Source organism: Mycobacterium sp. GA-1199 (assembly GCF_001500045.1).
Classification (GTDB): Bacteria; Actinomycetota; Actinomycetes; order Mycobacteriales; family Mycobacteriaceae; genus Mycobacterium.
On record NZ_LQIX01000053.1, the window covers coordinates 237,717 to 264,112 of the forward strand.

Below are 26,396 nucleotides of genomic sequence, written 5' to 3' on the forward strand. Positions count from 1 at the left end.
GCTCATTTCGACGCCGCCAACATGGCCCGCGACAGCAGGATTCGCTGCATTTCGATGCTGCCGGACGACACGGTCGAGGCCTGCGAATACTTCCAGTGGTCCTCGACCTCGCCGAGGAACCAGGAGGCCCGGGGGTCGTCGTGTGACACCTCTGCCGCGATGTCCATGAGGACTTCGGCGCTGTCTTGGTCGAGCTTGGTGACCGCGATCCGGTAAGCCGCGGCGTCACCCGGCTGGATTCGTCCGCTGCTCTGCAGCGATACCACGCGGTACGCCATCAGCCGGGACCGCCGGCAATGCGTCAGCATCCGCACCCACCGCCCCCGCAGCTCTCCCGGCAGGTCGTCCCAGCGGTCGCCGAGCACTGTGGGCGCCGCGGCCAGCAGTCGTTCGCAGCGTGCATACCGGGCGATGCCGACCCGCTCGAACGCCATCACGTCCTGCACCACCGACCATCCCGCGTCGACCGTTCCGAGCACGTCTGCCTCGGTGACCCGCAGGTCGTCGAAGAACACCTCGTTGAGGTGATGCGGGCCCATCATGCAGCGGATCGGCCGGACCTGAATCGCCGGATCGTCCATCGGCACAAGGAAAATCGTGAGGCCCTGCTGCTTCTTCTCACCCCGTGAGGTCCGGGCCAGCAGAAAGCACCACTGCGCCATCGTCGCGTACGACGTCCAGATCTTCTGCCCGCTCACCAGCCAGCCGTCGGCGTCGCGACGCGCCGCGGTGCGCAGCGATGCGAGATCGGAGCCGGCTTCGGGTTCGGAGAAGCCCTGGCACCAGATGACTTCACCGCGCGCAATCGGCGGCAGGTGTTTGCGCTGCTGCTCCTCGGTGCCGTGACGCATGATGATCGGGCCGACCCAGTTGACGCCCATGTACTGGGCGCCGCGCGGTTCGTGGTGCGCCCACATCTCCTCGCGGACGACGGTCTGCTCCCACACCGAGGCCCCACCACCGCCGAACTCCTTCGGCCACGACAGGCACAGCAGTTCGCGTTCGGCCAGCATGCGGCAGAACCGTTGTGCGATCTCGAGATCGGAGGGGTCGTCGGTGAACGCGCCCAGATAGTTCTCGGGGACATGCTCTTTGACCAGCGCGCGGAGCTCACCGCGTAACTCCGCGGCCTTGGCGCCCATCTCGAAGTCCATGCTCACCCCACCTCCGACGCGCCGAAACTGCGGTTTTTGACCAGATTCGGCCCGTTTCCCTCAGAAACCGCAGTCTCGGCGGGAGGGGGCTCGGCGGGAGGGGGCTCGGCGGGCTGAGGCGTGCCAGCGGGCTCGGGCGCGGACGCCGACTCGGGCGCTGCCGCGGCCAGGCCCAGGTCACCGAGCTCTTGGAGGACACTGTCGGTGTCGGCGCCCAGCGTCGGAGCTGGGCCCGCGACCTTTCCGGGGGTGCGGGAGAACCACGTCGGCACCCCGGGGAAGCGCACCGGCCCGTCCGCGGTCTCGACGGTCTCGAAGAGTCCGACCGCGTTCAGATGTTCGTTGTCGAACAGCGCGTCGGGGGTGTTCAGCGGCGCGGCGGGAATCTCGAGTTTCCCGAACAGGTCGAGCCATTCGGCGGTGGTGCGTTCCGTCATGGTCTGGGCCAGCAGCCCGTACACGACATCGATGTTGTGGGCGCGTTGTTCCAGCGTGGCGTAGGTCTCGTTGTTCCACGCGGGCTGCACAGCGTCGATGAACGCGTTCCAGTGTTTGTCGTTGTAGATCAGCGCGGCGATGTACCCGTCGCTGGTGCGGTACGGCCTGCGGTTCGGTGCGACGGTTCGCGGGTACACGGCGGGACCGAGTGGGGGGTCGAACATGGCGCCGTTGGCATGTTCGACCAGCATGAACGACGCCATCGTCTCGAACATGGCGACCTCGACCTCCTGGCCCTCCCCGGTGCGCTCACGGTGAAACAGTGCCATCATCGTCGCGTAGAGGGCGGTCAGCCCGCCGACCTTGTCGGCCATGATCGTGCCGACGAAATCGGCCTCCCCGGTCAATTGCTTTTGCACCGCGGGCAATCCGGCCTCGGCCTGGATGGTGTCGTCGTAGGCGGGGCGGTCGCGGTCGGGCCCGCGGCGGCCGTAGCCGTAGCAGTTGGTGTAGACGATCGTGGGATTGATGGCCGCGACGTCGTCGTAGCCGAACCCCAGCTTGGCGACCGCCTTGGCACGCATGGAATGGATGAACACGTCGGACCGTTCGATGAGCGCGCGCATCGCCGCCTTTCCGTGTTCGGTCTGCAGGTCCAGCACCACGCTGCGCTTGCCGCGGTTGACGTTGACGAACACCCCACTCATCCCCGGCGAGGGGCCCACGGAGATGAAGCGGGTGTTATCGCCTTGCGGCGGTTCGACCTTGATGACGTCGGCGCCCATGTCCGCCATGATCTGGGTGCAGTACGGACCCATGACCATCGCCGTGAGGTCGACGACACGCACGCCGGTCAACGGGCCGCTAGGCATCGACATCGCCCTTCTGCGCCATCGCGAAGCTGTACTTGATGTGGTCGCCGTGCCCGTCGGGCACCACGGGGAACACCACGGGTTCGGACAGGTCGCGGATCGCGCCGATCTGAGACCCGACCTCCTCGATCGACCACGACGGTCGATAGACCCCCGGCGTCTCCGCGACCACGGCCCGCGCGATCCGGCCGGCCAGCGCGATCAGGGCTTCACCGGTGATCGAACATGATTCGTGCGCCAGCCATCCCACCGCCGGTGCGACCAGCTCCGCGCCCATCGGCGGATACGCCGACGTGTCGATGCCCTCGGCCATCCGGGTCACCGCGGCGGGCACGATCACGTTGCTCTTGACGCCGTGGGCGGCGCCCTCCATCGCGGCCACGTTGGACAGCCCGACCACACCCGCCTTGGCCACCGCGTAGTTGGCGACGCCGTGATTGCCGTACAGGCCACCGATCGAGGACGTCAGCACGATCCGGCCGTAGCCGGCGTCGCACATCGACGGAAAGGCCGGGCGCACAACGTGGAACGCGCCACGAAGGTGGACATCGAGCACCGCTTCGAAGTCGTCGTACGTCATCTCGGCGAGCGGAGCGCGGCGCACGATGCCGGCGTTGTGGATCAGGATGTCGACGCGCCCGTAGTGCTCCAGGGCCGTCTCGACGATCGCCTCACCACCGGCCGGGCTCGCCACCGAGTCGGTGTTGACCACGGCTTCGCCTCCGGCAGCGGTGATCTCGCGCACCACTTCTTCGGCGGGGCCGGGACTATCGGACGGCGGGTGGACAGGATCGTATTCCTCGCCGGCTAGGCTGCCGCCGGGATCGTTGACGACGACCTTGGCGCCCCGCTCCGCGAGCAGCATGGCGTATGAGCGGCCCAGTCCCCTGCCGCCGCCGGTCACGACGGCCACCCGACCGTCGAAGCGCAGCTCACCCATCGCTACTTGTCGAGTACCAGGCCATCGAGATCGCCCTTGTCGCGCCACTCCTTCAGCAGATCGCCGAACGCGTAGAAGCCCGGGCCGTACGGCTCGCCGAGGTGTGAGCGGATGCCCTCCCCGCCACCGCCGCCCTCGTTGTTGTAGTAGCCCGGGGTGCAGGACGCATCGAAAGCCGAGTTGTCGACGGCTGATTCGCGGATGGTCCGGCACCACTGCTCTTGGGCCTCGGGCGTGGGCTCGACGACGGTCGCGCCCCGCTTCAACGCCTCGGCGATGATGTAGGCGATGTGCTCGCCCTGCAGTTCGTAGTTGGCCGCGATGTTGGCCGAGATGCCGACCTGGGTGAATCCGGTGAAGAACTGATTCGGGAAACCGCGGCTCGTCATGCCGTGCAGCGTCTTGTAGCCGTCGTGCCAGTAGTCGTAGAGCGACATGCCATCGCGACCTTCGATCGCATCGATCGAATAGCGCCTGCTGATCTCGGTGGTGATCTCGAAGCCGCTGGCGTAGATGATGCAGTCGACCTCGTACTCCTGTCCGTTGGCGACGATGCCCTTCTCGGTGATCCGTTCGACCCCTTTGGAATCGGACACGTCGACCAGCGTCACGTTGGGCCGGTTGAAGGCAGGCAGATAGTCGTCGTTGGACAGCGGCCGCTTGCACAGGAAGCGGTAGTACGGCTTGAGAGCCTCGGCGGTGTCGGTGTCCTCGACGATCTCGGCGATCCGGCGGCGCAGCCGCTCCATGATCTTGTAGTCCTCTTCCTCGCGGATCGCCATGAACTGTTCGGGCGTCATCGTGCTCGGATCCTCGAGCGAGAGCACCCTCGCCGCGGTGTTGCGGCCGAGTTCGGTCCAGAAGTCGCACACCAGGTCCGGCTGCCCCAGCGCCATGCCCTCGAACGTCCACGAGTGGAAGTTGCGCTGCCGCTCCTTCTGCCATCCGGGCTGCAGGGTCTTGACCCATTCCGGATCGGTGGTGGCGTTGTTACGCACATCGACCGTCGACGGGGTGCGTTGGAAGACATACAGGTGCTTGGCATCTCGGGCCAGGAACGGCACCACCTGGATGCTGGTGGCGCCGGTGCCGATGATCGCGACGCGCTTGTCGGCCAGCTTGTCCATGCCGCCGGTGTAGTCGCCGCCGGTGTAGTCGTAATCCCACCGCGACGAGTGGAAGCTGTGTCCCTTGAAGTCCTTCATGCCCGGGATGCCGGGGAGTTTCGGCCGGTGAAACGGCCCCGACGCCAGCACCACGAACCGCGCGCGGATGTCGTCGCCGCGGTTGGTGGCCAGGCGCCACCGCTTGATCTCCTCGTCCCAGCGCATGTCGCGGACCTGGGTGGAGAAGATCGCCGAGTCGTAGAGGCCGAAGTGTTTGCCGATGCGCCGGCAGTGCTCGTAGATCTCGGGGCCGTCGGCGAACTTCTTGGTCGGGATGTAATCGAGCTCTTCCAGAAGCGGTATATAGCAATAGGACTCGTTGTCGCACTGGATGCCCGGATACCGGTTCCAGTACCAGACGCCGCCGAAGTCGCCGCCCAGCTCGATGATGCGGACGTCCTCCACGCCCGCCTTCTTCAGGTGCGCTGCCGACAGCAGCCCGCCGAAGCCGCCGCCGAGCACCGCGACGTCGATGTCCTCGACGATCGGGTCACGCGGTGTGACGGGCGTGTACGGGTCCACCTCGTAGTAGCCGGCGAAGTCGTCGGTCAACTCGACGTACTGCTTGGAGCCCTCGGGCCGAAGCCTTTTCGCCCGCTCCTGGGCGTACTTCTCCCGAAGCGCATCGATGTCGATGTCGTCGGGCGTCTGGGTGGGACCGCAGGTGTCGAACATTGTCATGGCTCAGAGCTCTTTCGGTTCGCCGGTGCCCATGTACTTGGACAACTGATAGTGAAGGTTCACGGTGCTGCGCTCGCGGTACGGGTTGGGTTTGGTGCCGGGGAAGCCCAGCGACTTCATGCCCTGCTGCACCGCGGCCATGTTCGAGAAGTCCTGGGGCAGCACCGACAGCCAGTTCGGGCTGTCCTTGGGCGTGTACTCCCAATGTGTCTGCGGCTCTTGGTCCTTCGGGAACAACTCCAGGGTCGCCACTTCGAAGATGCACTTGTTGGGGTCGTAGCTCGGGTGCGGCCTGGCGCTGTAACACAACGCGGTCGTCAGCCCCTGGCCGATCTGGAAGTTCGGGAAGATCTGCCACGCCGTGCCGGCCTGCCCGAGGATGTCGGACGGAATGGTCGGCCAGATGACGCCGCGGGCCTCGTCGTCACGGCGGGCCGAGGTCAGCCAGTGCTCGAGGACCTTGTCGGGAGGCGTGCCCTCGGGCAGTTCGTCGACCAGCCGCTTGGCCGCATTCACCAGCGTCTCGGTGGTGGTCGCGTTGGTCTGCTCCCAGGTGTACATCTGCATCTCCGCGGTGGAGACGCGCGGATCGTCGCCGGTGCCCAGCCGGATCTTGGACTTGGTGGCCTCCATGTCCTTGGGCGCGTCGTACCCGATGTTGCTGTGTCGGCCCTGCGCCTTGGCCCACCCCTTGAACTCGCCGAACTTGTTGAATTCCGGATGCGTGGTGAACACGTGGTAGGTCTCGTTGAAAGCCTCCAGCGCGACCTTCCAGTTGCAGTCGAAATGCAGCCATTTGCGCCACTTGTAGCGCATGTTCTCCAGCCCGAACGGGTCGAGGATCTTGGCGGCCGGGAACAGGTAGTCGGCAAGGGGTTCGCAGTCGGGATCCATGTTGATGAACAGCCAGCCGCCCCAGGTGTCGACCCGGACCGGAACGAGATGGGTGTTCTCCGGAGTGAGCGTGCCCTTCCAGTCGTCCTGTTCGCGGATGTGGGTGCAGGCGCCGTCGAGACCGTATGTCCAGCCGTGGAATCCGCAGACGAACGACTTGCGGGCGCGGCCGACGGCGTTCTTCTCCCCGTCGGGGGTGTCGACGAGGCGGCGGCCGCGGTGCATGCACACGTTGTGGTGCGCCCGAAACTCGTTTGCCCCCGTGCGCACGACGATGATCGAGTCGTCGAGGACGTCGTAGGTCAGGTAACTGCCGACCTCGGGCAGTTCCTCGACGCGACCGACCTGCTGCCACACCTTGCGCCACAGCTTGTCCCGCTCCGCGCGCGCGTACTCCTCCGAGACGTACGCCTCGACGGGGATCGTCAACGGCTCCGAAAGCTCCTCCGGCACTTCTACTTCACGGTCCTGCGTATCGGTCATCTCAAACTCCTTAGAACCGACTGATCTCTGCGCGGAAGGTTTCGTCTTTCAAGAACAGCGACGTGTTGTCGGCACCGAGGTGCGTCCACTTCAGGTTGAGCCCACCGTCGACGAGAATCGTCTGCCCGGTGATGTAGCTCGACAGGTCCGAGAGCAAGAACAAGATGGCCCCCGCCTGTTCTTCGGGCCGACCGCGCCTGCCCATCGCGATCGCGCGCCGATCCCGGTCGGGGTCGACGTCGACGTAGGTGCGCGACGCGGCGGTCTCGGTCACCCCCGGCGCCACCGCGTTGACACGGATGTCGTCGTGCGCCAACTCGGCTGCCATGGTGCGTGTCATCGCGACCACCGCCGCCTTCGCTGTGCCGTAGGCGATGTGGAACGGCGCGGTGTTCATCCCGCTGATCGACGACACCGAGACGATGGATCCGGGCTTGCCCCCGGCGCGGATCTCGGCCGCGACGGCCTGGCTCATGAAGAACGCCGTCTCGAGGTTCGCGGCGAATAACGCCCGCCAGTCCTCGCGCGTCACCCGGGTCGACGGCATCCATGTCGACGGGGCCGCGCCGCCTGCGATGTTCACCAGTCCGTAGAGATCCCCATCGGTTCGCCGGACCTGCTCCATCACGGTGGCGATGCCCTCGTCGGTGGAGGCGTCGGCGGAGACCGGAACGACCGGCAGACCCTGGTCGGCCAGCGGCCCGACGTGTTCGTCGAGGTTCTCTTTCGACCGGCTGACGGCCACCACCGTGGCGCCTGCCTCGGCCGCCATCCGGGTGATCGTGGTGCCGATTCCGCCGCCGCCCGCACCCGAGACCACGACGACGCGGCCGTCCAGCCTCAGAAGGTCGCCCATCGCTATTTGTCCGGACAACGAATAGTGCTCTCCATGTTGCAGAACACTATTCCCCAGCGCGAATCGACGAGTCAAGGGCCGAAAACCTTCTCTGAAGGCCTATTGTCTGGACTAAGCAGCCTTGCTAACGTGCCAGGTCATGACGCGATCGGCGACGGGGTCCTTGCAGCAGTCTCGCTATCCGGGTGGCAATCCGACCGGCGCCGAGGGGTGGCGCGTCGACCGGATCACCGCCCCGAGCCGGCTGTTCGGCGCGAACGGTCTGCGCACCGGCCCCGACGGCCGCGTCTACGTGGCCCAGGTGACGGGCAGCCAGATCAGCGCGCTGGATCTGGGCACCGGAAACCTCGAGACCGTCAGCGCCAAGGGCGGCGACATCGTCGCCCCCGACGACGTCGCCTTCGACGGCGACGGCAACCTGTTCGCGACCGAGGTGATGGACGGACGAGTCAGCGTGCGTGACGCCGCGGGCCGCACCCGGGTGCTGCGCGACGACCTGCCATGCGCGAACGGCATCACCGTGCATCGGGATCGCTTGTTCGTCAACGAGTGCCGCGACGGCGGGCGGCTGATGGAACTCGACCGTGGTACGGGTGCCGAGCGGATTCTGTTGCAGGACCTGCCGTCACCGAACGCCATGGAGGTGGGTCCGGACGGCTTGCTGTACTACCCGTTGATGACGGCCAATGAGATCTGGCGCATCGACCCCAATGGCGGTGAGCCGCAACGGGTGGCCGCGGACCTCGGCGTGCCCGATGCGGTGAAGTTCGACCCGCAGGGCAATCTGGTCTCCACACAGGTGGCCAGCGGCCAGGTGCTGCGCATCGATCCCCGAAGTGGCGAGAAAACGCTTCTGGCGCAGCTCAACCCGGGGTTGGACAACCTGACGTTCGTCGGGGACCGGCTGTTCGTCTCGAACTTCACCGGGGAGATCACCGAGATCGTCGGTGTCGGCGAGACCCGCACACTGCTCGGCGGCGGGTTGAACTGGCCGCTCGATCTGGCGGTGGGCGAGGACGACCGGCTCTACGTCGCCGACGGCACCTACTTCTACACCGTCGGCGATGGCGGCTCGCTGCAGACGGTCGGCATGCTGTTCTCCCCCGGCTACCCCGGCTTCCTTCGCGGGGTGGCACCTGTTGCGGGCGGGGCGTTCGTGGTGTCCACCTCGGGTGGTCAGATCGGTCGGTACCGCCCCGCCGATGGCTTGACCGATTATCTCGCGGACGGTTTCGACCAGCTCTACGGTGTGGCGGTCGGCCCGGGTGAGCGGATCGTGTTCACCGAGCTCGGCACCGGCCGGGTCCACGCGCTGGGGTCGGGCGGCACCGAGGTGCTGGCGTCGGATCTGCGGGATCCGGTCGGGGTGATCTTCGACGACGACGGCCGCTTGCTGGTCGCCGAATCGGGGGCGGGACGGGTGCTCACGGTCGGCGATACCCCAGAAACCGTGGTCGACGGTCTGCGGCGGCCGCAGGGCATCGCGGTCGCCGACGGGGTGCTCTACATCGTCGACGCCGGCGCCAAGGAGGTCGTCGCGGTGAACCTGGCCACCGACGCGCGCACCACGATCGCGTCGGATCTGCCGGTGGGTCCGCCTCCGGGTGTGCAGCCCAAGCCGCTCAAGGGCATGCCGCCGTTCTCCGGACCGCAGGGACCGTTCGCGGGTATCGCCGTCGGCCCCGACGGCACACTGTATGTGTCGGCCGACGGCGAGGGCAGCGTGCTCGCGCTGCGGCGCACATGACCGTCAGCCCCACCGACCATCGCTACCTGCAGGTGGCGCGGACCCTGCGCAAGGAGATCGTCGACGGGATCTACCCCGTCGGCTCGCAGCTGCCCACCGAACAACAGCTGTGCGAACGGTTCGCGGTCAGCCGCTACACCGTCCGCGAGGCGTTGCGCCGGCTGCGGGAGGACAACCTGATCGCGTCGCGGCCACGCGCCGGCACCCTCGTGGTTCCCCGCCCCGCCTCCAATTCCTATGCCCAGGACGTCGTTTCGATCGACGACCTGCTGGCGTTCGCGGCGGGGGCACAGCTCACGATCGAGTCCAACGCGATGGTCACCGTCGACGAGGAACTGGCCGAGCACACCGGATTGACGGCCGGTACGCAGTGGCTCGCGGTCCGCGGATGCCGGCAGGCCGAGGGCAGCGACACCCCCATGTGCACCACCGAGTACTACATCAATCGGGCGTTCGCTGCGGTCGGGCGTCTGCTGCAACGCCATTCGGGACCGATCTTCCCGTTGATCGAGGATCTGTTCGGGGTCAGCATCGTCGAGGTGCATCAGGAGATGGCGGCCATCACCGTTTCACCGGAGCTCGCCACGGCACTCAAAGTCGATGCGGGCAGCGCCGCTCTGAAGATGCGCCGCGCCTACACGACCTCCGACGGCGAGATCGCGCAGGTGACCATCAACACCCATCCGTCGTCGCGGTACCGGCACTCGATGACGATGCGCCGGATCAAGGGCTAGGCCGAACCGTGCGGGTCGACGAGAAGCGCAGCGCCGATGCCTACCGGCGCGGGCTGTGGGTGCACGACACGCTGGCCGACGCACTGCGCGACGCGGCCACCTCGACGCCCGAGCGAACCGTGTTGGTGGACGGCGACATCCGACTCACCTGCCGCGAACTGCATGACCGGGCCGTGGCACTGGCACACGCGTTGATGTCGCGGATGCCCGCCGGCAGCGTGGTGTCGTTCATGCTGCCGAACTGGTACGAGGCCGCGGTCATCTACCACGGGGCGACCTTGGCCGGCATGGTGGTCAACCCGATCCTGCCCTCGCTGCGCGATCGCGAACTGGCCTTCATTCTCCGCGACGCCGACGTCCGCGCGGTCTTCGTGCCGTCCGACTTCAACAAACACGACTACGTCGCAATGCTCGACCGCGTGACCGGCGCAATGTCCGCGCCGCCCGAAGTCGTCGTCGTACGGGGGGACGCGGGCGATCACACGCCGTTCGAATCACTCCTCGACGGCGGGGGCACGGGTGTGTTGCCGGTGTTGAACGCGGACACGGTGCGCATGATCCTCTACACCTCGGGGACGACCGGTCGGCCGAAAGGCGTGCTGCACACTCATAACTCGGTCCACGCCCTGATCCGTCAGATCGGCCGGCATTGGCGCGTCGCGGCCGGGGACACATTCCTGGTGCCCTCTCCGATCGCGCACATCGGCGGGTCGATCTACGCGTTCGAATGCCCCCTGCTGCTGGGTAGTACGGCCGTGCTGATGCAACGCTGGGATCCCGACGCCGCGGTGGCGTTGATGCTCGACGAGCGGGTCACGCACATGGCCGGGGCCACACCGTTCCTCGACGGGTTGCTCGGCGCGGCCGAGCGCGCCGGGACGCGGCTACCCGAGCTGAAGGTCTTCATCTGCGGGGGCGCATCGGTGCCATCGTCGCTGATCCGAAGCGCCACCGCCTATTTCGACAACGCCGCGGTATCGCGCGTCTACGGTTCCACCGAGGTTCCGGTGACCACGGTCGGCTCCTTGGACGACGCCGACCACGCCGCCGACACCGACGGGCGACCGGGGATCGCCGACGTCAAACTCGTCGACGGCGAGATCTGCGCCCGCGGGCCGCAGATGCTCGTCGGCTACCTGCATCCCGAAGACGAGACCACCGTATTCGACGACGAAGGCCACTTCCGCACAGGCGATCTCGGCCGGTGGGTCGACGACGGCTTTCTCGTCGTGACCGGCCGCGCCAAGGACATCATCATCCGCAACGGGGAGAACATCTCGCCCAAGGAGATCGAGGACATCCTCATCGGACATCCGGGCATCGCGGAGATCGCGATCGTCGGCGTGCCGGACGAGCGCACCGGTGAGCGGGCGTGCGCCGTCGTGGTGGCCAGTGACCAGCCTCCGCCGGATGTCACCGCCATGCGAACGATGCTCGAGGAGCACGGCGTGGCCCGGTTCAAAGCACCCGAGCAGGTGGCGGTGTGGGAGTCGTTGCCCAAGAACGACGCCGGGAAAGTGTTGAAGCATCGGATACGAGCGGCGCTGATATGACCGCGGACGCGAGGAGCAAGAATGGTTCAGGTAGCGATCGTGACCGGGGCGAGCAGCGGCATCGGGTTCGGCTGTGCGACCAAACTGGCCGAGGCGGGCATGGCGGTGCTGGGCACCGGCCGCGACGAGACGAGGCTCGCCGGGTTGGCGAAGGCCGTCGGTGACCCCGACCGCGTCGCGACGGTTGCGGTCGACCTCACCGCCGACGATGCTCCGCAGCGGATCGTGCAGACCGCGCTGGACCGGTGGGGTCGTATCGACTTCCTGGTCAACAACGCCGGCGTCGGCAGCCCCAAGCCGTTGCACGAAACCGACGACGAATCCCTGGACTACTTCCTGGGATTGATGCTGCGGGCACCGTTCCGGTTGGCCCGCGACGTGATCACGCACATGGAGGCCGGCTCGGGGATCGTCAACGTGACCTCGACGTTCGCCGTCGTCGGCGGGCTGCGCGGTGGCGCGTACTCCGCGGCCAAGGGCGGATTGACCTCGCTGACTCAGCACATCGCATGCCAGTACGGTCCGCAGGGAATCCGCTGTAACGCAGTGGCTCCCGGGGTGACGCTGACGCCGATGGTGGCGACGCGACTCGAAGATGAGCGGTTCCGCAAGATCAACACCGAGATGACCCCGTACCCGCGGTTGGGCGAGGTGAACGACATCGCCAGCACGGTGGCGTTCCTGTGTTCGGAGGGTGCGAGTTTCATCAACGGGCAGACGATCGTCGTCGACGGCGGCTGGAGTTCGACGAAGTACCTGTCGGACTTCGCGCTGAACGCCGAATGGGTGGCCCGGCAGTGAACCTGTTCGCGCTGCTCGATCAGGCCGCGAGCCGCTTCGGTGCCCGCGGTGCGGTGTATCACGGTGAGCGGCAACACCAAACGTGGGCACAGCTGCGGGAGCGATCCCTGCGGCTGGCCGCCTCGCTCGGTGCGCCCGGCACGCGGATCGCCGTCGCCAGCGAGAATTGTCCGGAGATCATCGAGCTGATGTTCGGAGTGTGGGCCGCCGAATGTGTGTACGTGCCCATCAACTACAAGCTGCACCCGCGCGAGATGGTGCAGATCCTCGAGGATTCCGGTGCCGCGCGGGTGTTCGCCTCACCGAAGATCGCATCAGCGCTCGAATCGGAGACGGGGGTCCCGATAACGGTCGTGGGCACCGACGGCTACGAAACCTGTTTCACCGCAGAGTCTTCGGAACCGCCCACCACCGATCCGGAGACCCTGGCCTGGCTGTTCTACACCAGCGGAACGACCGGCAAGTCCAAGGGCGCGATGCTGTCGCACCGCAACCTGATGGCGATGACGGTGTCACACCTGGCCGACTTCGACTCTCCCGACGAGAACTGCGCCCTGGTGCACGGCGCGCCGATGTCGCACGGCTCGGGGCTCTACATTCCGCCGTACGTGCTGCGCGCGGCGCGCCAGGTGATCCCCGAGTCGGGCGCGTTCGAGCCGAACGAGTTCCTCGACCTGTGTGAGCACCATCCCGGGTGCGGCGCATTCCTCGCGCCCACCATGGTGCAGCGCCTGGTGCAGACCGGTCGCGCTTGTCCGCCGAATCTGCGGACCATCGTCTACGGCGGCGGCCCGATGTACGTCGAGAGCCTGAAGAAGGCGATGGCCGCGTTCGGCCCGGTCTTCGTGCAGCTGTACGGCCAGGGGGAAGCGCCGATGACCATCACAGGGTTGCGCCGAGCCGATCACGTCGGCACCGACGACGCCGTTCTCGGATCGGTCGGCTATGCGCGCTCCGGGGTGGATGTGACCGTGCGCCGGGCCGACGGAACGCCCGCCGAGGTCGGCGAGATCGGCGAGATCGTCTGCCGCGGCGACGTCGTGATGTCGGGCTACTGGCAGAACCCCGAGGCGACCGCCGCGACGCTGCAGGACGGCTGGTTGCACACCGGTGACATGGGCTCGTTCGACGACCGTGGCCTGCTCACGCTGCGCGACCGGTCCAAGGATGTGGTGATCAGCGGCGGCAGCAACATCTATCCCCGCGAGGTCGAGGAGGTGCTCCTCGAACATCCGGGTGTCGTCGAGGCCGGCGTGGTCGGCGCGCCGGACGAGGAGTGGGGCGAGGTGGTGGTCGCGTTCATCGTCGGGTCGGCGTCGGCAGACGAGTTGGATGCACACCTGCTCGATCGCATTGCCCGGTTCAAGCGCCCGAAACGCTATGAGTTCATCGACGAATTGCCGAAGAACAGCTACGGCAAGGTGCTCAAGCGGGAGCTGCGCGACCGGGTGCGCTCGGTGCCGCGGTAGCAGCTGTGTCCGTCATCACAGACGATCTTGGTTTGGCGCTCATTCGGCAGGGGTATCAAGCGGGCTGCTCTAGCGAAGGATGACGATGACCGACCACATGCCGACCGCCGACGGGTCGCCCGCCTCCGACGGGTTGGCCACGCTGGCGCTGCTTCTGCATGCGATGGCGTTGTTGGCCTCGACCGCCTGCCTCGCCGCGTTCCTCATCGGGCATTCGACCGTCGCCCTGACGGCCGGAGTTCTCGCGCTGCTCCACCTCGTCGGTGCGAGGGCCACCGTCTTTCTCGACAGCAGCCTCGAGAAGCGCCGCCTCGGCCGAGAGGCAGCGGCCCGGCCGTTCGGCGAGTACGCCCTGGCCGCCGGCTCGCTCTGACGCGACGGACCGACCCGCCTACTGGGCCGGCGCGAACACCGACTTGAACCGGTTCAGCGACTCCTGGATATCGCTTCTGAGGGCTCCGGCGACCACCATGCCGATGGGGCCGAACAGCGCGGGACCGCCGAGGTGCACGTCGAACGTGACCGTCGATCCGATGGGCTCCTTCTGGGCCGGTCGCACCTTGCCGATCAGTTTGACCTTCACGCCGCCCTTACCGTCGCCGTTGAGCGTCATCGCCTCCGGCGGACGGTAGTGCACGATCGTCCACTTGATCCGGTTCGGCATGCCCTTGACTTCGACGATCGACTCCAGCGTCGTGCCCTTCTCGAGCGTTTCAGGCAGCTTGCTGCGCCACACCCGGTGGATGCTCAGCCACTCTTTGTAACGGGCGAGGTCGGATGCGCACGACCACGCCTGCTCCGGCGGCAGGGGGACGTCGACGGATACGGAGAGTTTGGCCATGGCTCAGGGCTGCTGCGGTGGCTGCTGCTGCGGCGGAGCCTGAGGCGGTTGCTGCTGTGGCGGCGGTGCCTGGGGCGGCTGCTGCGGTCCGCCCTGCGCAGACGGGTTGTCCTTGTTCACGTAGTTGCGCGCCGCGTCCTGGACCTTGTCGACGTGCTGAGCATATTTGCCCTGCGTTTTGCGGTCGACGATGTCACCGGCCTTGTCGATCGCGGTGTCCACCTTGTCGGCGTTGCGGGCCAGCAGATTCTTCACCTTGTCGAGAAATGCCATGCACTAGAGGCTACTCGGCACGCCACAGCCGACGTCGCTCTCCCAACACCGCGCCCTGCACCCACCAGATCACCTCGATCGCGGCGGCGGCGACCACGCCGATTCCCAGCGCGATCGACGTCGTCTTGACGTTGGAGATGTCGAGCATGAACAGTTCCTGCGCCAGCGGTATGGAGAAGATCACGACGTAGGCCAACCCGGAGACCGCGACCAAGGCCACCCGCCACCACTCGTAGGGCCGCGCCACGACGGCCAGCACCCAGATCGCCCCGACCAGCAGGGTGATCAAAGCCGCGGTCGAGGCCTGGGTCTGCTCGACGGCCGTGGCTTCGCGACCCTGATACGCGGCCAGATACGAGACGAACGTCGCGACACCGATGACCAGCCCCGACGGCAGGGCCGCCGTCATCACACGTTTCACGAATCCGGGGTGCGCGCGTTCCTTGTTCGGCGCCAGCGACAGGATGAACGCCGGGATGCCGATCGTGAACCACGCCGCGATCGTGACGTGGATCGGCTGGAACGGGAACAGCAGCGGGTCGGTGCCGAAGAACTTCGACGCCAGGCCGGCCAGGCCGACGAACGTCGCGAGCAGCACCGAGTACACGGTCTTGGTCAAGAACAGGTTCGAGACGCGTTCGATGTTGCCGATCACCCGCCGTCCCTCGCCGACGACATACGGCAGCGTCGCGAACTTGTTGTCCAGCAACACGATTTGAGCCACCGCGCGTGATGCCGAGCTGCCCGACCCCATCGCGACACCGATGTCGGCGTCCTTGAGGGCGAGTACGTCGTTGACGCCGTCGCCGGTCATCGCGACCGTGTGTCCCCGGGACTGCAGGGCGTGGACCATCGCGCGCTTCTGGTCGGGGCGGACCCGGCCGAAGGTGGTGTGCGACTCGAGGGCATCGGCCAGTTCGTCGGTGACCTCCGGCAAGTGCCGGGCATCCATGCACTCGCCGTGCAGGCCCAGTGATCCCGCGACCGCTCCCACCGATACCGCGTTGTCCCCGGAGATGACCTTGATCGAGACCTTCTGGGAGGCAAAGTAATCGAGGGTGTCGCGCGCGTCGGGCCGCACCCGCTGCTCGAGGACGACCAGAGCGGCGGGGGTCACGGTCCCGGGAGCGTCGGCGTGGTCGACGGGCAGGTCGGTGGCCCCGAGCAACAGCACCCGTAGCCCGGAGGAGCCGATCCGTTCGGCCTGTTCGGCGATCGGCGAGCCGGGTGCGCACAGCACGTCGGGCGCGCCGATCACCCAGTTGCCGTGCTCGCCGTAGGACGCGCCGCTCCACTTGGTGGCGGACTTGAACGGCGCGGTGGCCGTCGCCGTCCAGCCTGGGGGCATCTTGTACGCCTCGGCGATGGCCTGCATGCTCGCGTTCGGGCGGGCGTCGTCGGCGGCGAGCTGCGCCAGGATGTTTGCCACGTCAGCCGCGTCGAGCCGCTCGAGATCCGAGACGCGCATACCGTTCTCGGTCAGTGTGCCGGTCTTGTCGGCGCAGACGACGTCGACGCGGGCCAGGCCTTCGATTGCGGGCAGCTCGTTGACCAGACACTGTCTGCGGCCCAGCCGAATCACTCCGACCGCGAACGCGATCGACGTCATCAGGACCAAACCTTCGGGCACCATCGGCACCAGCGCGCCCACCATCGCCAGCACTGAGCGCTTCCAACCGGATTCCGTGGTGAACAGCTGGGTGTAGATGGTCAACAGCCCGGCGGGGATCAGCAGGTACGTGATGAACTGCAGGATCTTGTTGATACCGCTGCGCAGTTCGGAGTTCACCAGCGTGAACTTGCTGGCCTCCTCTGCGAGCTTGGCGGCGTATGCTTCCCGGCCGACCTTGGTGGCGCGGTAGGCGCCGGTGCCCGCGACGACGAAGCTGCCCGACATGACCTGGTCGCCAACGTCTTTGGCGATCGGATCGGCCTCCCCGGTGAGCAGCGACTCGTCGACCTCGAGGTTGACGTCCTCCACCACCTCACCGTCGACGACGATCTGGTCACCGGGCCCGAGCTCGATGATGTCGTCGAGGACGATGTCGCTGGGGCTGAGCTGCTGGGCGGCGGAGCCCGTGCCGATCTGCCTGCGCACCAACGGTTTCGCCTGACCGACGATCGCCAGCTTGTCCAGCGTCCGCTTGGCGCGCAGTTCCTGGATGATGCCGATGCCGCTGTTGGCGATGATCAGCAATCCGAAGGCGCCGTTGATGATCGAGCCGGTGGACAGCACGATGATCAGCAACACCCCGAGGATCGCGTTGATGCGGGTGAACACGTTGGCCCGCACGATGTCGGATACGCTGCGCGCCGCCCGCGTCGGGACGTCGTTGGTCTTGCCGTCGGCGATGCGCTGCGCGACCTCGGCTTCGGTCAGCCCGGTGGCCTGTATTTCGGGTGCGGCGGTCACTTGACGAACGTGCCCTTCTTGAATGTGTCGAAATACTCCAGCGTCAGCTTGTCGCGGTCGACGCCATCGAACACCGCGGTAGAAACCGTTCCCGGCGGCGCGTTCTCGGTGATGAAGGAGAACGTGAAAGTGTTTCCGTCCCAGTGCTCGAGCGGCACGTCGAGCTTCGAGCCCAGCGCCAACCGCAGCTCACCGTCTCGTTCGGTGACCCGGGCGGGCCCCCAGTAGTCGTTACGGTACGTGCCGACGTACGACGCAAGCGGCGCAGCCGGTACCGGGTTGGCCGGCGGCTGCTTGCCGGCCAGTGACCCGACCGGCTTCTCCATGTCGGCGAACGCCGCGCTGTAGAGGCCGTACCAGTCCTCGCGCACCTCGCCGAACTGCACCTGGTCGGCGAACTGCGCAGCCAATGCCTCGGGCACACCCGAAGGGGTGGCGTTGGTGAGCGCGACGATTGCGACGTCGGCCGACGGCAGGATCAGGAAGGTCGTACCGGTGCCCAGCTCGAAGGCGCCCGAGTGGCTCAGCTCCATACGCGCCGCCGATGTCGAGCTGACGTTGAATCCGAACCCGTAGAAGCCCGACCTGGCCGCGGGTTCGGTGGCCGGGCTCGACACGATCTGCGGGGTGAGCGCGGGCAGCAGGGCCTTCGAGGCGACGATCTGGTTGCCTTCATGGCCGCCGTTGGCGAGCACCATGGCCAGCCATCGGGTCATGTCGTTGACCGACGAACTCGCCCCGCCCGCCGGCGCTTCCGGGTCGGCGTCACGGACGAAGGCCGGTTCGTAGCGCCCGTCCATGTGGATGTGGCCGACCGCGCGGTTGGGTCGGGCCCGATAGTCGGTGAACCGGTAGCTGGTCTGCCCCATGCCGAGCGGACGGAACAGCACCTCGTCGGCCAGCACCTCCCACGGCTTGCCCGCACCGACCGCGACGGCCTCGGCGCCGGCTGTATACCCGAAGTTGGTGTAGGCGTAGGAGATCCGGAACGGGTCCAGCGGAAGCTGGCGCAACCGTTCCAGCACCTGTCTGCGGTCGTACCCGAGGTCCTCGAGCATGTCGCCGGCGTGATCGGGCAGCCCGGACCGGTGCGACATCATGTCCCCGACGGTGACCATCGAGGTGACCACCGGGTTGGACAAGGCGAACCACGGCAGTTCGGACACGATCGGGGTGTCCCAGCTGACGGCGCCCACACCGACCTGATGGGCAACCACTGTCGCCGCCAGCGACTTCGACACCGAGGCGAGTTGGAACACCGTGTCGGGGTCGACCCGGTTCTCGTCCCCGTCCGGCTTGGTGGCGTCCCTGACTCCGAACCCCTTGGCGTACACCGTCTTCCCGCCATGGACGACGGCGACCGCCATACCGGGGATCCCCGACTTCCGCATCAGATCCTCGGCCATGCCGTCGATTTCGGCCACCGCGTTGTCCACCGCGTTCTCCGGTAGCGGCATCGCGGGCACCAGCGGCGGCGGGACGTCGGGCTGCGCGCCCGGCGAGGACGGCTGTGACGGGCGATCGGGTTCGGGACGATCGGCACCGCAGCCCGCGACGAGCAGCACCCCGACGACAGCCAGCCTGGCCAGTGCTTTCATGAGCTGAACGGTAACCCGGCGAGCGCGCTGTTGTGGTTATCGAACCGCCACTGGGTTTGCAGAATGCCTGGGCAAGCGGGGCTAGAACCGCCACCACGGGTCGAGCGTCGGCGCCGCGTCCAACCGGACCCGTTGACCGGGCTTGGGCACCGCGATCTGCACCTTCTCCGCGTCGGCCGCCCGCAGCAGCCGCTCGACCGGTTCGGCCCACGGGTGTGGCGCGAGCCGGAACGTGGCCCAGTGGATCGGCACCAGCAGCCCTCGGTCGGCCTCGGCGACGTCGAGGTGCGCCTTGACCGCCTCTTCGGGGTTCATGTGGATGTCCGGCCACGCCGGGTGGTAGGCGCCGACGGGCAGCAGCGTCATGTCGAACGGCCCGTGGTCCATGCCGATCTGGGCGAAACTCTTGGTGTATCCGGTGTCGCCGCCGAAGAAGGCCCGGTGGCGCGGGCCCATGATCACCCAGGATGCCCACAGCGTGGTGTTGCGGGTGAACTGGCGACCGGAGAAGTGCCGCGCCGGGGTGCACACCAGGGTGAGCTCGCCGATCGTGTGGCTCTCGTTCCAGTCGAGTTCGACGATCCGGCTCTCCGGTATGCCCCATTTGCGCAGGTGCGCCCCGATACCGAGCGGAACGACGAACGGCGCCCGCTGAGTGCGGGCCAGCCCGGTGATCGTGTCCATGTCGAGGTGGTCGTAGTGGTCGTGGCTGACGATGATCGCGTCGACGGCGGCCAGCGCCTCGAGCGGAGCGGGCACCTCGTGCATCCGCTCGGGACCGACCGTCTGAGACGGCGAGCACCGGCGGCTCCACACCGGGTCGGCCAGCACGCGGTAGCCGTCGAGTTCCACGAGCGCCGAGGAGTGACCGAACCAGCAGGCCGACAACTGGGTCGACGCGGGGTCGGTGGGAGACGGGGCGACGACGGGAATCTTGCCGCCGGGCCGCGCAGTACCACGCGATCCGATCAACTCGCGCACGAGCAGGCGCTGCTGTTCGGCGTCGATGCTCATCATCGACGCCGGTTCGAGGTTGACGAACACGCCGTCGCGGTAATTCGGGGAGCGCTGTGCGACGCGTTCGATCTCGGCGGGCGAAGCGCCCAGCGCCGCGGGCGCACCCTGCAACGCGCGTACCAGCCATCCGCCGGCCAGCAGTGAGGCCGTGCCGAAGCCGATGCGTAGAGCCGACCGGATCATCAGGCCCCCTTGAACCTCGGGGGTCGCTTCTCGATGCGGGCAACCTGAGCCTCGATGATGTCCTGGCTCGCCCACGCCCGATCGAACAGATCCTTGTGCGCGGGCCAGGGGTCCTCGTAGGCGCCGTCGTCGTTGAGTACCCGCTTGGCGTGCTGCAGCGCCAGCGGCGCGAAGCCGGCGATCTCCTGCGCCCAGGCCTGCGCATCCTCCAGCGTGCCGATGCGGTTGGCCATCCCGGTCTGCAGTGCGGCGTCGGCGGTGAGCCGCTCGGCTGCCAGCAGCATGCCCCGGGCCTTGCCCGCCCCGACCAGCGACGTCAACCGCCGGATACTCCAGTTGTCCAGTGCGATGCCGTATTTGGCGACGGGGAACTGGAAGTACGCCTCGGGGGCGACGACGCGCAGGTCGCAGATCATCGACAGGATGACCCCGGCGCCGATCGCGGGTCCGTTGATGGCGCCGATGACCGGTACGGGTGCCGCGTCGATGGCCAGGTTGAGCGCCCGGGCCTTGTCGGGCAGCTCGTCGGCCACCCCCTGGCCGCCGGAGAGGTCGGCGCCGGAGCTGAAGACGTGGCCCTGGCCGGTCAGCACGATCGCGCGGACGTCCTCGGCGGTCGCCTTCTCAATCGCTTCGCGGAGCCCGTCGACGAGTTCGGCGTTCAGCGCGTTGCGGCGCTCGGCACGCTGCATCTCCAGGGTCATCACGTGGCCGTCGCGGGTCACACCAATCATGTCGCCAGCCTATATACGCTCGCGTGATGAGCCGGATCGGTGCCCTCCAGGTGTGCGATTCCGTGCTGGACCGCGGGTCGTTCCGCAGTTGGGACGGCCCCCCGCTCGACGTCGGGGCCGACGACGACTATCGGCGGGCGTTGACCGCCGCGGCCGCACGGACGGGGTTGGACGAGTCGGTGGTGACCGGCGAGGGGACGGTCGTCGGCCGTCGCGTCGCGCTGGTGCTCTGCGAGTTCGACTTCCTGGCCGGATCCATCGGGGTGGCGGCGGCCGAGCGGATCACCGCGGCGGTGCAACGGGCCACTGCCGAACGACTGCCGCTGCTGGCCTCACCCAGTTCGGGCGGCACCCGGATGCAGGAGGGCACCGTCGCCTTCCTGCAGATGGTCAAGATCGCAGCGGCCGTCGAACTGCACAAACGCGCACACCTGCCGTATCTGGTGTACCTGCGGCATCCCACGACCGGCGGGGTGTTCGCGTCGTGGGGATCGCTGGGGCATGTGACCGGCGCCGAGCCCGGCGCGCTGATCGGCTTCCTCGGCCCGCGAGTGTACGAACACCTCTACGGCGAGCCGTTCCCCGAAGGCATCCAGACCGCCGAGAACCTGCACCGCCACGGCGTCATCGACGGGGTGGTGCCGCTCGAGGCGCTGCGCGCGACGCTGAACCGGACGCTGACCGTGGTTGCCGATCCCGCGGATCCACCGCCTCCGCCGCCGGAGCTGGGTCCGCTGCCCGACGTGCCTGCGTGGGAGTCGGTGGAGGCGTCGCGGCGCCCGGACCGGCCCGGTGTGGGATATCTGTTGCGGCACGGGACGACCGACCGGGTGCTGTTGTCGGGAACGGGACAGGGCGAGGCGGCGACGACGCTACTCGCGCTGGCCCGATTCGGCGGTCAGCCCGCGGTGGTGCTCGGTCAGCAGCGTGTGGTCGGCGGAATGGTCGGTCCTGCGGCGCTGCGTGAGGCGCGGCGGGGTATGGCGTTGGCCGAAGGTCTGCAGCTGCCGCTGGTGCTCGTGATCGACACGGCGGGCCCGGCGTTGACCGTCGAGGCCGAGCAGGGTGGGCTGGCCGGCGAGATCGCGCGCTGTTTGGCCGAACTGGTCACCCTGGACACGCCGACGGTGTCGGTGCTGTTGGGTCAGGGCAGCGGCGGGCCGGCGTTGGCGATGGTGCCCGCCGACCGGGTGTTGGCGGCGCTGCACGGCTGGCTGGCGCCGCTTCCGCCGGAGGGAGCCAGTGCGATCGTGTTCCGCGATCTGGAGCATGCCCCGGAACTGGCTGCAGCGCAGGGCATTCGGTCCGCGGACCTGTTGAGCAACGGCATCGTCGACGTGATCGTGCCCGAAAACCCCGATGCCGCCGACGAACCGCTGCAGTTCACGCAGCGGTTGTCCGCCGTCGTCGCCAACGAACTGCACGCGCTGCGCGCCGTTCCCGGCGAGCAACGGCTGCAGGCGCGGCTGGCACGTTACCGAGGGATCGGCCTGTGAGTCAGCCGCCCAACTCGGAGACCGCGGTGTCGAGTTGTGCTGCCTGCTCTTCGATTTCGCGGTCGGACGGCGAGTCGCCGAGGCGCTGCACCAGGTCGTCGCGGGCCACCACCTCGAGGGCGCCGCGGTAGTCGGCCGACGCGAGCCGGCCCGCACCGATCACCTCGACCCGGCCCTCGATGACGACCAGTACGGCATTCTTCTCTTCGGACTTCAGCAGAGCGCGTACATCCTGCGCCGAGATCATGATTGGTTCCGTCCTGTCTGTTGTTGCAGCCGGTCGATCATCTCGGAGGCCTGGGCCTTGGTCAGGTTATCGGGGACCTGCTCCCCGGCCTCCTGGGCCAGCGTCGTCAAGTAGCTGCGCTGCGGACCGGTCATCGGCTCGTCACCGGTGACCCAGTCCGAGCGGTCCTTCTGCGGATTTTCCTGTGGCGCGCGGCCGGCGTCCTCACTCATGGCCCTAGCTATGCCCGCTGATCGCCCGTTTATATGCGACCGCTAGCGCGGCAAGCATCGCGATGCAGGTGACGAGGTCCAGCGGTAACCGAAGCCGGCTGCGCCGGACCCAGCGCAGGCCCGCGGCCTCGTCGACCTCGACCGGATCGCACTTCTCGAACGCCACGGCCTTCGGTACGAAGTCGACCAGTGACCACACGCGCATCACCGCATGGCTGCCCAGCGCCACCAGCAGCGCGGTGCGCACGTCGGGGTGAGACCAAGAACCGACGAGCGCGAGGATCAGCAGCACCTCGAAGGCGGTGTGCGCCGGGATCCAGAACCGCCGGCGCGAGAGCCCGCCGTTGTGCGCCTGGATGATGCCGGGTCGCTCGGGCCAGGCGGGGTCGACGACGATGGTCTCGTAGAGGCCGCCTCCGAACACGACACAGGCCAGCAGCGTGGTGGCGGCGATCGAACTGAGCGTCGGGGTCCACATCACCGCCGATTATTACGGGCCGCCCACCGCCCTGCCGCGGCTGTGTACGTACAGCACGGCCGCGGCGACGGTCGCCTCGGCCATGGCGAACACTGTGGCCAGTGCCATCACGGTCGTCGGAGCGGTAGTGGTCACCGCGCCGTGGTGGTGGCCGGGCGCGGGCAGGTGCAGCGCGATCATGGCCAGGTTCATCAGTGCGACGGCTAACCACGTGCGCTGGCGTCCGTCGCGCCACAGGTCGCGCGCGCAGTACAGGCATGCCGCGGCCATCGCCGCCATCAGCGTCGCCGCGACCGGGGTTTCCGCGTGACCGAGCATCGTCGCGTGTAGGCCGGCCGAGCCGGCCGCGAGCACGGCGCACGCCCGCCGTCCCACTGTTGCGATCGCCGTCATACAGATATCGACTCCCGCCGACGCCGGAATTCATCCCGTGACAAGATCCGGACATGGCAGCGATCCGCCCGTTCCGCATCGCAATTCCCGACGCAGCTCTCGAAGATTTGAAGGGGCGGCTGGCCCGCACGCGATGGCCCGAGGCCGAATGCGTCGACGACTGGAGCCAGGGCATCCCGCTGGACTACACCCGCGAACTGGCCGGGTACTGGGCCGAGGAATACGACTGGCGGGCCCGGGAAGAGGCGTTGAACCGGTTCGACCACTACACCACCGAAATCGACGGCCTGGACATCCACTTCATCCATCAGCGCTCGTCGCGGCCCGACGCGTTCCCGTTGTTGATCACCCACGGCTGGCCCGGCTCGGTCGTCGAGTTCCACAAGGTGATCGAACCGCTCACCGAACGCGGCTTCGACGTGGTCTGCCCCTCGCTGCCAGGTTATGGCTTCTCCGGGAAGCCGACGGCGACGGGCTGGGGCATCGAGAAGATCGCCTCGGCCTGGGACACCCTGATGGGCACGCTGGGCTACGAGCGGTTCGGCGCGCAGGGCGGCGACTGGGGTGCCGCGGTGACTACGCAGATCGGCCGCAACGGTGGACGGTGCGTGGGCATCCACCTGAACATGCCGCTCGGATTTCCGCCCGGCAAGCTCGAGAACCCGACCGAGGAGGAGCAGCGGGCGCTGGAACGCGGCTCCTACTACCAGAAGTGGGACTCGGGCTATTCCAAACAACAGTCCACCCGGCCGCAGACCCTCGGCTACGGGCTCGTCGACTCCCCGGTCGGCCAACTCGCGTGGATCGTGGAGAAGTTCTGGTCGTGGATGGACTGCGACGGCCATCCGGAGAACGTGCTGACCAAAGACGAGCTGCTCGACAACGTGATGCTGTACTGGCTGACCGCATCGGGCGCGTCGTCGGCCCGCCTGTACTGGGAGAGTTTCAACGCGTTCGGCGGATTCGACCGGGTGGAGCTCCCGACCGGTGTCGCGTCCTTCCCCAAGGAGATCCTGCAAGCCCCGCGCAGTTGGTGCGAGAACAGTTACAACATCACCCACTGGACGACGATGCCGCGCGGCGGTCACTTCGCGGCGTTCGAGCAGCCCGACCTGTACGTCGACGACGTCGCGAAATTTTTCGCTAGCCTGCGATAGATGGGGCGGACACTGCAGGCCGACTACCTCGTCGTGGGTGCGGGCGCGATGGGGCTCGCGTTCACCGACACGCTGGTCCAGGAATCGGATGCGACGGTCGTGGTGGTCGACCGCAACGACCAGCCCGGCGGGCACTGGACGACGGCGTACCCCTTCGTGCGGCTGCACCAGCCGTCGGCCTACTACGGGGTGAACTCACGTGGGCTGGGCAGTGACACGGTCGATCAATTCGGGCTCAACGCAGGCTATTACGAGTTGGCCAGTGGCGCCGAGGTGTGCGCGTACTTCGATGCGGTGATGTCGCAGCACCTGCTGCCGACCGGCCGGGTGACGTACCTGCCGATGAGCGAGTACCTCGGCGACGGGCGGGTACGTACGTTCGGCGGCGAGGACATCGAGGTGACCGCACGGCGGGTGGTGACCACGCGGGTGGAGGTCGTCGTCCCGTCGATGCGGCGCCCGTCCTACACCGTCGCCGACGGCGTCCACGTCGTGCCGCCCAACAGCCTGCCGCGCCTGCCCGATCCGCGTGACCGCTATGTGGTTGTGGGAGCAGGGAAGACGGCGATGGACTCATGCCTGTGGCTGCTGCGGCACGGCGTCGCGCCGGAGCGAATCACGTGGATCAAGCCCCGCGAATCATGGGTGCTGGACCGGGCGGCCATCCAGCCGGGACGGCAGTTCGCGAAGTACACCATCGGCGATTTCGCCAACCAATTGGCCGCGGTGCGCGAGGCGGAGTCGCTTCCTGACCTGTTCGAGCGGCTCGAGGACAAGGGCTGCCTGCAACGCATCGACCGGTCCGTCGAACCGACCATGTACCGGTGCGCGATCCTGTCGCAGGCCGAGCTGTCCGAGCTGCGCCGCATCACCGACGTCGTGCGGATGGGCCACGTCCAGGCGATCGAGCCGGGCCGGATCACGTTGGACGGCGGCGTCCGTGACATCGACGGATCGGTGCTCTACATCGACTGCAGCGCAGACGGTTTGGGCAAGGAGCCGGTGACGACGATCTTCGACGGCGACCACATCGCGCTGCAGACGGTGCGCACCTGTCAGCCGGCGTTCAGCGCGGCCGTCATCGCTCACGTCGAAACGGCGTACCCCGACGACGACGCCCGAAACGCGTTGTGCCGGCCGGTGCCCTACCCGCATGTACCGACCGACTGGCTGCGGATGATGTTGATCTTCAACCAGAATCAGCTGCAGTGGTTCTCCGACCCGGACATGATGGCGTGGGTCGACGCCGCGCGGCTCAACGCGCTGCACCATGTGACCGCCAACGTCAGCGAGCGCGCGCGCGACCGGATCATCTCGATGCTCACGTCGGAACTGCCGGCGGTCAACGAGAAACTCGAAGCGCTGCTGGCGCAGGCCTGATCCCGCCGAAACTGAACTTGTGCGCGAAGTTTCGCGCTTCGGTTCAGGGGGTCGATGCAACAGCACTCGTTTTGATTGAGGAGTGTTGTTGTGCCGCTTCCACCTCTTGCCTTTGTTGTGCGCGAGTTTTGGGGTCATGTCAGTGATGGCTGTACGGCCGGGGATGCCGGTTTGGCGGTCGGCGTG

25 protein-coding genes are annotated in these 26,396 nt (G+C 67.5%); 9 read left to right on the forward strand and 16 right to left on the reverse strand.

Annotated features, from left to right (window positions below; translation table 11 throughout):
• Positions 1–2: 2 nt before the first annotated feature.
• Genes AU198_RS22070 through AU198_RS22095 form a run of 6 tightly spaced genes read right to left on the reverse strand, consistent with a single transcriptional unit; the run spans position 3 to position 7,484 of the window.
• Positions 3–1,154 (reverse strand): acyl-CoA dehydrogenase family protein, encoded by a 1,152-nt coding sequence (locus AU198_RS22070; protein WP_064350678.1) that lies wholly within the window; start codon positions 1,152–1,154, stop codon positions 3–5.
• 2 nt (positions 1,155–1,156) lie between these two features.
• Positions 1,157–2,464, reverse strand: coding sequence for a CaiB/BaiF CoA transferase family protein (locus tag AU198_RS22075; RefSeq protein ID WP_064350743.1), 1,308 nt, complete (start codon positions 2,462–2,464; stop codon positions 1,157–1,159).
• Positions 2,457–3,404, reverse strand: coding sequence for an SDR family NAD(P)-dependent oxidoreductase (locus AU198_RS22080; protein ID WP_064350679.1), 948 nt, complete (start codon positions 3,402–3,404; stop codon positions 2,457–2,459). Before AU198_RS22080 ends, AU198_RS22075 begins: the two co-directional genes overlap by 8 nt.
• A gap of 2 nt (positions 3,405–3,406) precedes the next feature.
• Complete coding sequence (locus AU198_RS22085) at positions 3,407–5,251, reverse strand: flavin-containing monooxygenase (protein WP_064350680.1); 1,845 nt, start codon at positions 5,249–5,251, stop codon at positions 3,407–3,409.
• 3 nt (positions 5,252–5,254) lie between these two features.
• Entirely contained in the window at positions 5,255–6,628 is a 1,374-nt protein-coding gene (locus AU198_RS22090; RefSeq protein WP_064350681.1) for an aromatic ring-hydroxylating oxygenase subunit alpha, read from the reverse strand.
• Positions 6,629–6,638: 10 nt separating this feature from the next.
• Entirely contained in the window at positions 6,639–7,484 is an 846-nt protein-coding gene (locus AU198_RS22095; RefSeq protein WP_064350682.1) for an SDR family NAD(P)-dependent oxidoreductase, read from the reverse strand.
• A gap of 139 nt (positions 7,485–7,623) precedes the next feature.
• On the opposite strand from AU198_RS22095, the gene AU198_RS22100 reads away from it, so the two are divergent.
• The 6 genes from AU198_RS22100 to AU198_RS22125 all read left to right on the forward strand — a co-directional run bounded on the left by AU198_RS22100 (position 7,624) and on the right by AU198_RS22125 (position 14,161).
• Positions 7,624–9,231, forward strand: a complete 1,608-nt coding sequence (locus AU198_RS22100; protein WP_064350683.1) for a Vgb family protein — start codon at positions 7,624–7,626, stop codon at positions 9,229–9,231.
• Positions 9,228–9,965, forward strand: a complete 738-nt coding sequence (locus AU198_RS22105) for a GntR family transcriptional regulator (protein WP_064350684.1) — start codon at positions 9,228–9,230, stop codon at positions 9,963–9,965. The genes AU198_RS22100 and AU198_RS22105 overlap by 4 nt, the downstream gene beginning before the upstream one ends.
• A gap of 8 nt (positions 9,966–9,973) precedes the next feature.
• Positions 9,974–11,518, forward strand: coding sequence for an AMP-binding protein (locus AU198_RS22110; protein WP_064350685.1), 1,545 nt, complete (start codon positions 9,974–9,976; stop codon positions 11,516–11,518).
• 21 nt (positions 11,519–11,539) lie between these two features.
• Entirely contained in the window at positions 11,540–12,319 is a 780-nt protein-coding gene (locus tag AU198_RS22115) for an SDR family NAD(P)-dependent oxidoreductase (RefSeq protein WP_064350686.1), read from the forward strand.
• Complete coding sequence (locus AU198_RS22120) at positions 12,316–13,788, forward strand: acyl-CoA synthetase (RefSeq protein WP_064350744.1); 1,473 nt, start codon at positions 12,316–12,318, stop codon at positions 13,786–13,788. The genes AU198_RS22115 and AU198_RS22120 overlap by 4 nt, the downstream gene beginning before the upstream one ends.
• An 85-nt stretch (positions 13,789–13,873) precedes the next feature.
• Entirely contained in the window at positions 13,874–14,161 is a 288-nt protein-coding gene (locus tag AU198_RS22125; protein WP_156431709.1) for a hypothetical protein, read from the forward strand.
• 18 nt (positions 14,162–14,179) lie between these two features.
• Here AU198_RS22125 and AU198_RS22130 read toward each other — a convergent pair whose 3' ends face one another.
• From AU198_RS22130 to AU198_RS22155, 6 genes are all read right to left on the reverse strand, one after another.
• The gene (locus AU198_RS22130; protein ID WP_064350688.1) at positions 14,180–14,629 is read right to left on the reverse strand and encodes a type II toxin-antitoxin system Rv0910 family toxin; all 450 of its coding nucleotides are present in this window, start codon (positions 14,627–14,629) and stop codon (positions 14,180–14,182) included.
• A 3-nt stretch (positions 14,630–14,632) separates the two neighbouring features.
• Positions 14,633–14,902 (reverse strand): antitoxin, encoded by a 270-nt coding sequence (locus AU198_RS22135; RefSeq protein WP_064350689.1) that lies wholly within the window; start codon positions 14,900–14,902, stop codon positions 14,633–14,635.
• A 10-nt stretch (positions 14,903–14,912) separates the two neighbouring features.
• On the reverse strand, positions 14,913–17,297 hold the full coding sequence (locus AU198_RS22140) for a cation-translocating P-type ATPase (protein WP_502689317.1): 2,385 nt from the start codon (positions 17,295–17,297) through the stop codon (positions 14,913–14,915).
• 14 nt (positions 17,298–17,311) lie between these two features.
• Entirely contained in the window at positions 17,312–18,913 is a 1,602-nt protein-coding gene (locus tag AU198_RS22145) for a serine hydrolase (RefSeq protein ID WP_064350691.1), read from the reverse strand.
• 81 nt (positions 18,914–18,994) lie between these two features.
• Entirely contained in the window at positions 18,995–20,113 is a 1,119-nt protein-coding gene (locus AU198_RS22150) for an MBL fold metallo-hydrolase (RefSeq protein WP_064350692.1), read from the reverse strand.
• A complete protein-coding gene (locus AU198_RS22155; protein WP_064350693.1) occupies positions 20,113–20,847 on the reverse strand; it encodes an enoyl-CoA hydratase in 735 nt (244 codons plus the stop codon). The genes AU198_RS22150 and AU198_RS22155 overlap by 1 nt, the downstream gene beginning before the upstream one ends.
• Before the next feature lie 26 nt (positions 20,848–20,873).
• Here AU198_RS22155 and AU198_RS22160 point away from each other — a divergent pair, with 26 nt between their 5' ends.
• Entirely contained in the window at positions 20,874–22,343 is a 1,470-nt protein-coding gene (locus AU198_RS22160) for an acetyl-coenzyme A carboxylase carboxyl transferase subunits beta/alpha (RefSeq protein WP_064350694.1), read from the forward strand.
• Position 22,344: 1 nt separating this feature from the next.
• Here the strand turns inward: AU198_RS22160 and AU198_RS22165 are convergent, their stop codons facing one another.
• The 4 genes from AU198_RS22165 to AU198_RS22180 are packed head-to-tail and all read right to left on the reverse strand — an operon-like array spanning position 22,345 to position 23,673.
• The gene (locus AU198_RS22165) at positions 22,345–22,590 is read right to left on the reverse strand and encodes a hypothetical protein (protein WP_064350695.1); all 246 of its coding nucleotides are present in this window, start codon (positions 22,588–22,590) and stop codon (positions 22,345–22,347) included.
• Complete coding sequence (locus tag AU198_RS22170; protein WP_064350696.1) at positions 22,587–22,802, reverse strand: DUF3072 domain-containing protein; 216 nt, start codon at positions 22,800–22,802, stop codon at positions 22,587–22,589. The genes AU198_RS22165 and AU198_RS22170 overlap by 4 nt, the downstream gene beginning before the upstream one ends.
• Before the next feature lie 4 nt (positions 22,803–22,806).
• Positions 22,807–23,280, reverse strand: a complete 474-nt coding sequence (locus AU198_RS22175; protein ID WP_064350745.1) for a hypothetical protein — start codon at positions 23,278–23,280, stop codon at positions 22,807–22,809.
• A gap of 12 nt (positions 23,281–23,292) precedes the next feature.
• Positions 23,293–23,673, reverse strand: coding sequence for a hypothetical protein (locus AU198_RS22180; protein ID WP_064350697.1), 381 nt, complete (start codon positions 23,671–23,673; stop codon positions 23,293–23,295).
• Between the two features lie 53 nt (positions 23,674–23,726).
• Here AU198_RS22180 and AU198_RS22185 point away from each other — a divergent pair, with 53 nt between their 5' ends.
• Both AU198_RS22185 and AU198_RS22190 read left to right on the forward strand, forming a co-directional pair.
• The gene (locus AU198_RS22185; protein WP_064350698.1) at positions 23,727–24,830 is read left to right on the forward strand and encodes an epoxide hydrolase family protein; all 1,104 of its coding nucleotides are present in this window, start codon (positions 23,727–23,729) and stop codon (positions 24,828–24,830) included.
• A complete protein-coding gene (locus tag AU198_RS22190) occupies positions 24,831–26,210 on the forward strand; it encodes an NAD(P)-binding protein (RefSeq protein ID WP_064350699.1) in 1,380 nt (459 codons plus the stop codon).
• The last annotated feature ends 186 nt before the right edge of the window (positions 26,211–26,396 follow it).

What these genes read in the sequence shown, in the direction of transcription:
- AU198_RS22070 (WP_064350678.1), bottom strand. Translation starts at nt 1,154, where the DNA reads ATGGACTTCGAGATGGGCGCCAAGGCCGCGGAGTTACGCGGTGAGCTC.
- AU198_RS22075 (WP_064350743.1), bottom strand. Translation starts at nt 2,464, where the DNA reads ATGCCTAGCGGCCCGTTGACCGGCGTGCGTGTCGTCGACCTCACGGCG.
- AU198_RS22080 (WP_064350679.1), bottom strand. Translation starts at nt 3,404, where the DNA reads ATGGGTGAGCTGCGCTTCGACGGTCGGGTGGCCGTCGTGACCGGCGGC.
- AU198_RS22085 (WP_064350680.1), bottom strand. Translation starts at nt 5,251, where the DNA reads ATGACAATGTTCGACACCTGCGGTCCCACCCAGACGCCCGACGACATC.
- AU198_RS22090 (WP_064350681.1), bottom strand. Translation starts at nt 6,628, where the DNA reads ATGACCGATACGCAGGACCGTGAAGTAGAAGTGCCGGAGGAGCTTTCG.
- AU198_RS22095 (WP_064350682.1), bottom strand. Translation starts at nt 7,484, where the DNA reads ATGGGCGACCTTCTGAGGCTGGACGGCCGCGTCGTCGTGGTCTCGGGT.
- AU198_RS22100 (WP_064350683.1), top strand. Translation starts at nt 7,624, where the DNA reads ATGACGCGATCGGCGACGGGGTCCTTGCAGCAGTCTCGCTATCCGGGT.
- AU198_RS22105 (WP_064350684.1), top strand. Translation starts at nt 9,228, where the DNA reads ATGACCGTCAGCCCCACCGACCATCGCTACCTGCAGGTGGCGCGGACC.
- AU198_RS22115 (WP_064350686.1), top strand. Translation starts at nt 11,540, where the DNA reads ATGGTTCAGGTAGCGATCGTGACCGGGGCGAGCAGCGGCATCGGGTTC.
- AU198_RS22125 (WP_156431709.1), top strand. Translation starts at nt 13,874, where the DNA reads ATGACCGACCACATGCCGACCGCCGACGGGTCGCCCGCCTCCGACGGG.
- AU198_RS22130 (WP_064350688.1), bottom strand. Translation starts at nt 14,629, where the DNA reads ATGGCCAAACTCTCCGTATCCGTCGACGTCCCCCTGCCGCCGGAGCAG.
- AU198_RS22135 (WP_064350689.1), bottom strand. Translation starts at nt 14,902, where the DNA reads ATGGCATTTCTCGACAAGGTGAAGAATCTGCTGGCCCGCAACGCCGAC.
- AU198_RS22145 (WP_064350691.1), bottom strand. Translation starts at nt 18,913, where the DNA reads ATGAAAGCACTGGCCAGGCTGGCTGTCGTCGGGGTGCTGCTCGTCGCG.
- AU198_RS22150 (WP_064350692.1), bottom strand. Translation starts at nt 20,113, where the DNA reads ATGATCCGGTCGGCTCTACGCATCGGCTTCGGCACGGCCTCACTGCTG.
- AU198_RS22155 (WP_064350693.1), bottom strand. Translation starts at nt 20,847, where the DNA reads ATGATTGGTGTGACCCGCGACGGCCACGTGATGACCCTGGAGATGCAG.
- AU198_RS22160 (WP_064350694.1), top strand. Translation starts at nt 20,874, where the DNA reads ATGAGCCGGATCGGTGCCCTCCAGGTGTGCGATTCCGTGCTGGACCGC.
- AU198_RS22165 (WP_064350695.1), bottom strand. Translation starts at nt 22,590, where the DNA reads ATGATCTCGGCGCAGGATGTACGCGCTCTGCTGAAGTCCGAAGAGAAG.
- AU198_RS22170 (WP_064350696.1), bottom strand. Translation starts at nt 22,802, where the DNA reads ATGAGTGAGGACGCCGGCCGCGCGCCACAGGAAAATCCGCAGAAGGAC.
- AU198_RS22175 (WP_064350745.1), bottom strand. Translation starts at nt 23,280, where the DNA reads ATGTGGACCCCGACGCTCAGTTCGATCGCCGCCACCACGCTGCTGGCC.
- AU198_RS22180 (WP_064350697.1), bottom strand. Translation starts at nt 23,673, where the DNA reads ATGACGGCGATCGCAACAGTGGGACGGCGGGCGTGCGCCGTGCTCGCG.
- AU198_RS22185 (WP_064350698.1), top strand. Translation starts at nt 23,727, where the DNA reads ATGGCAGCGATCCGCCCGTTCCGCATCGCAATTCCCGACGCAGCTCTC.
- AU198_RS22190 (WP_064350699.1), top strand. Translation starts at nt 24,831, where the DNA reads ATGGGGCGGACACTGCAGGCCGACTACCTCGTCGTGGGTGCGGGCGCG.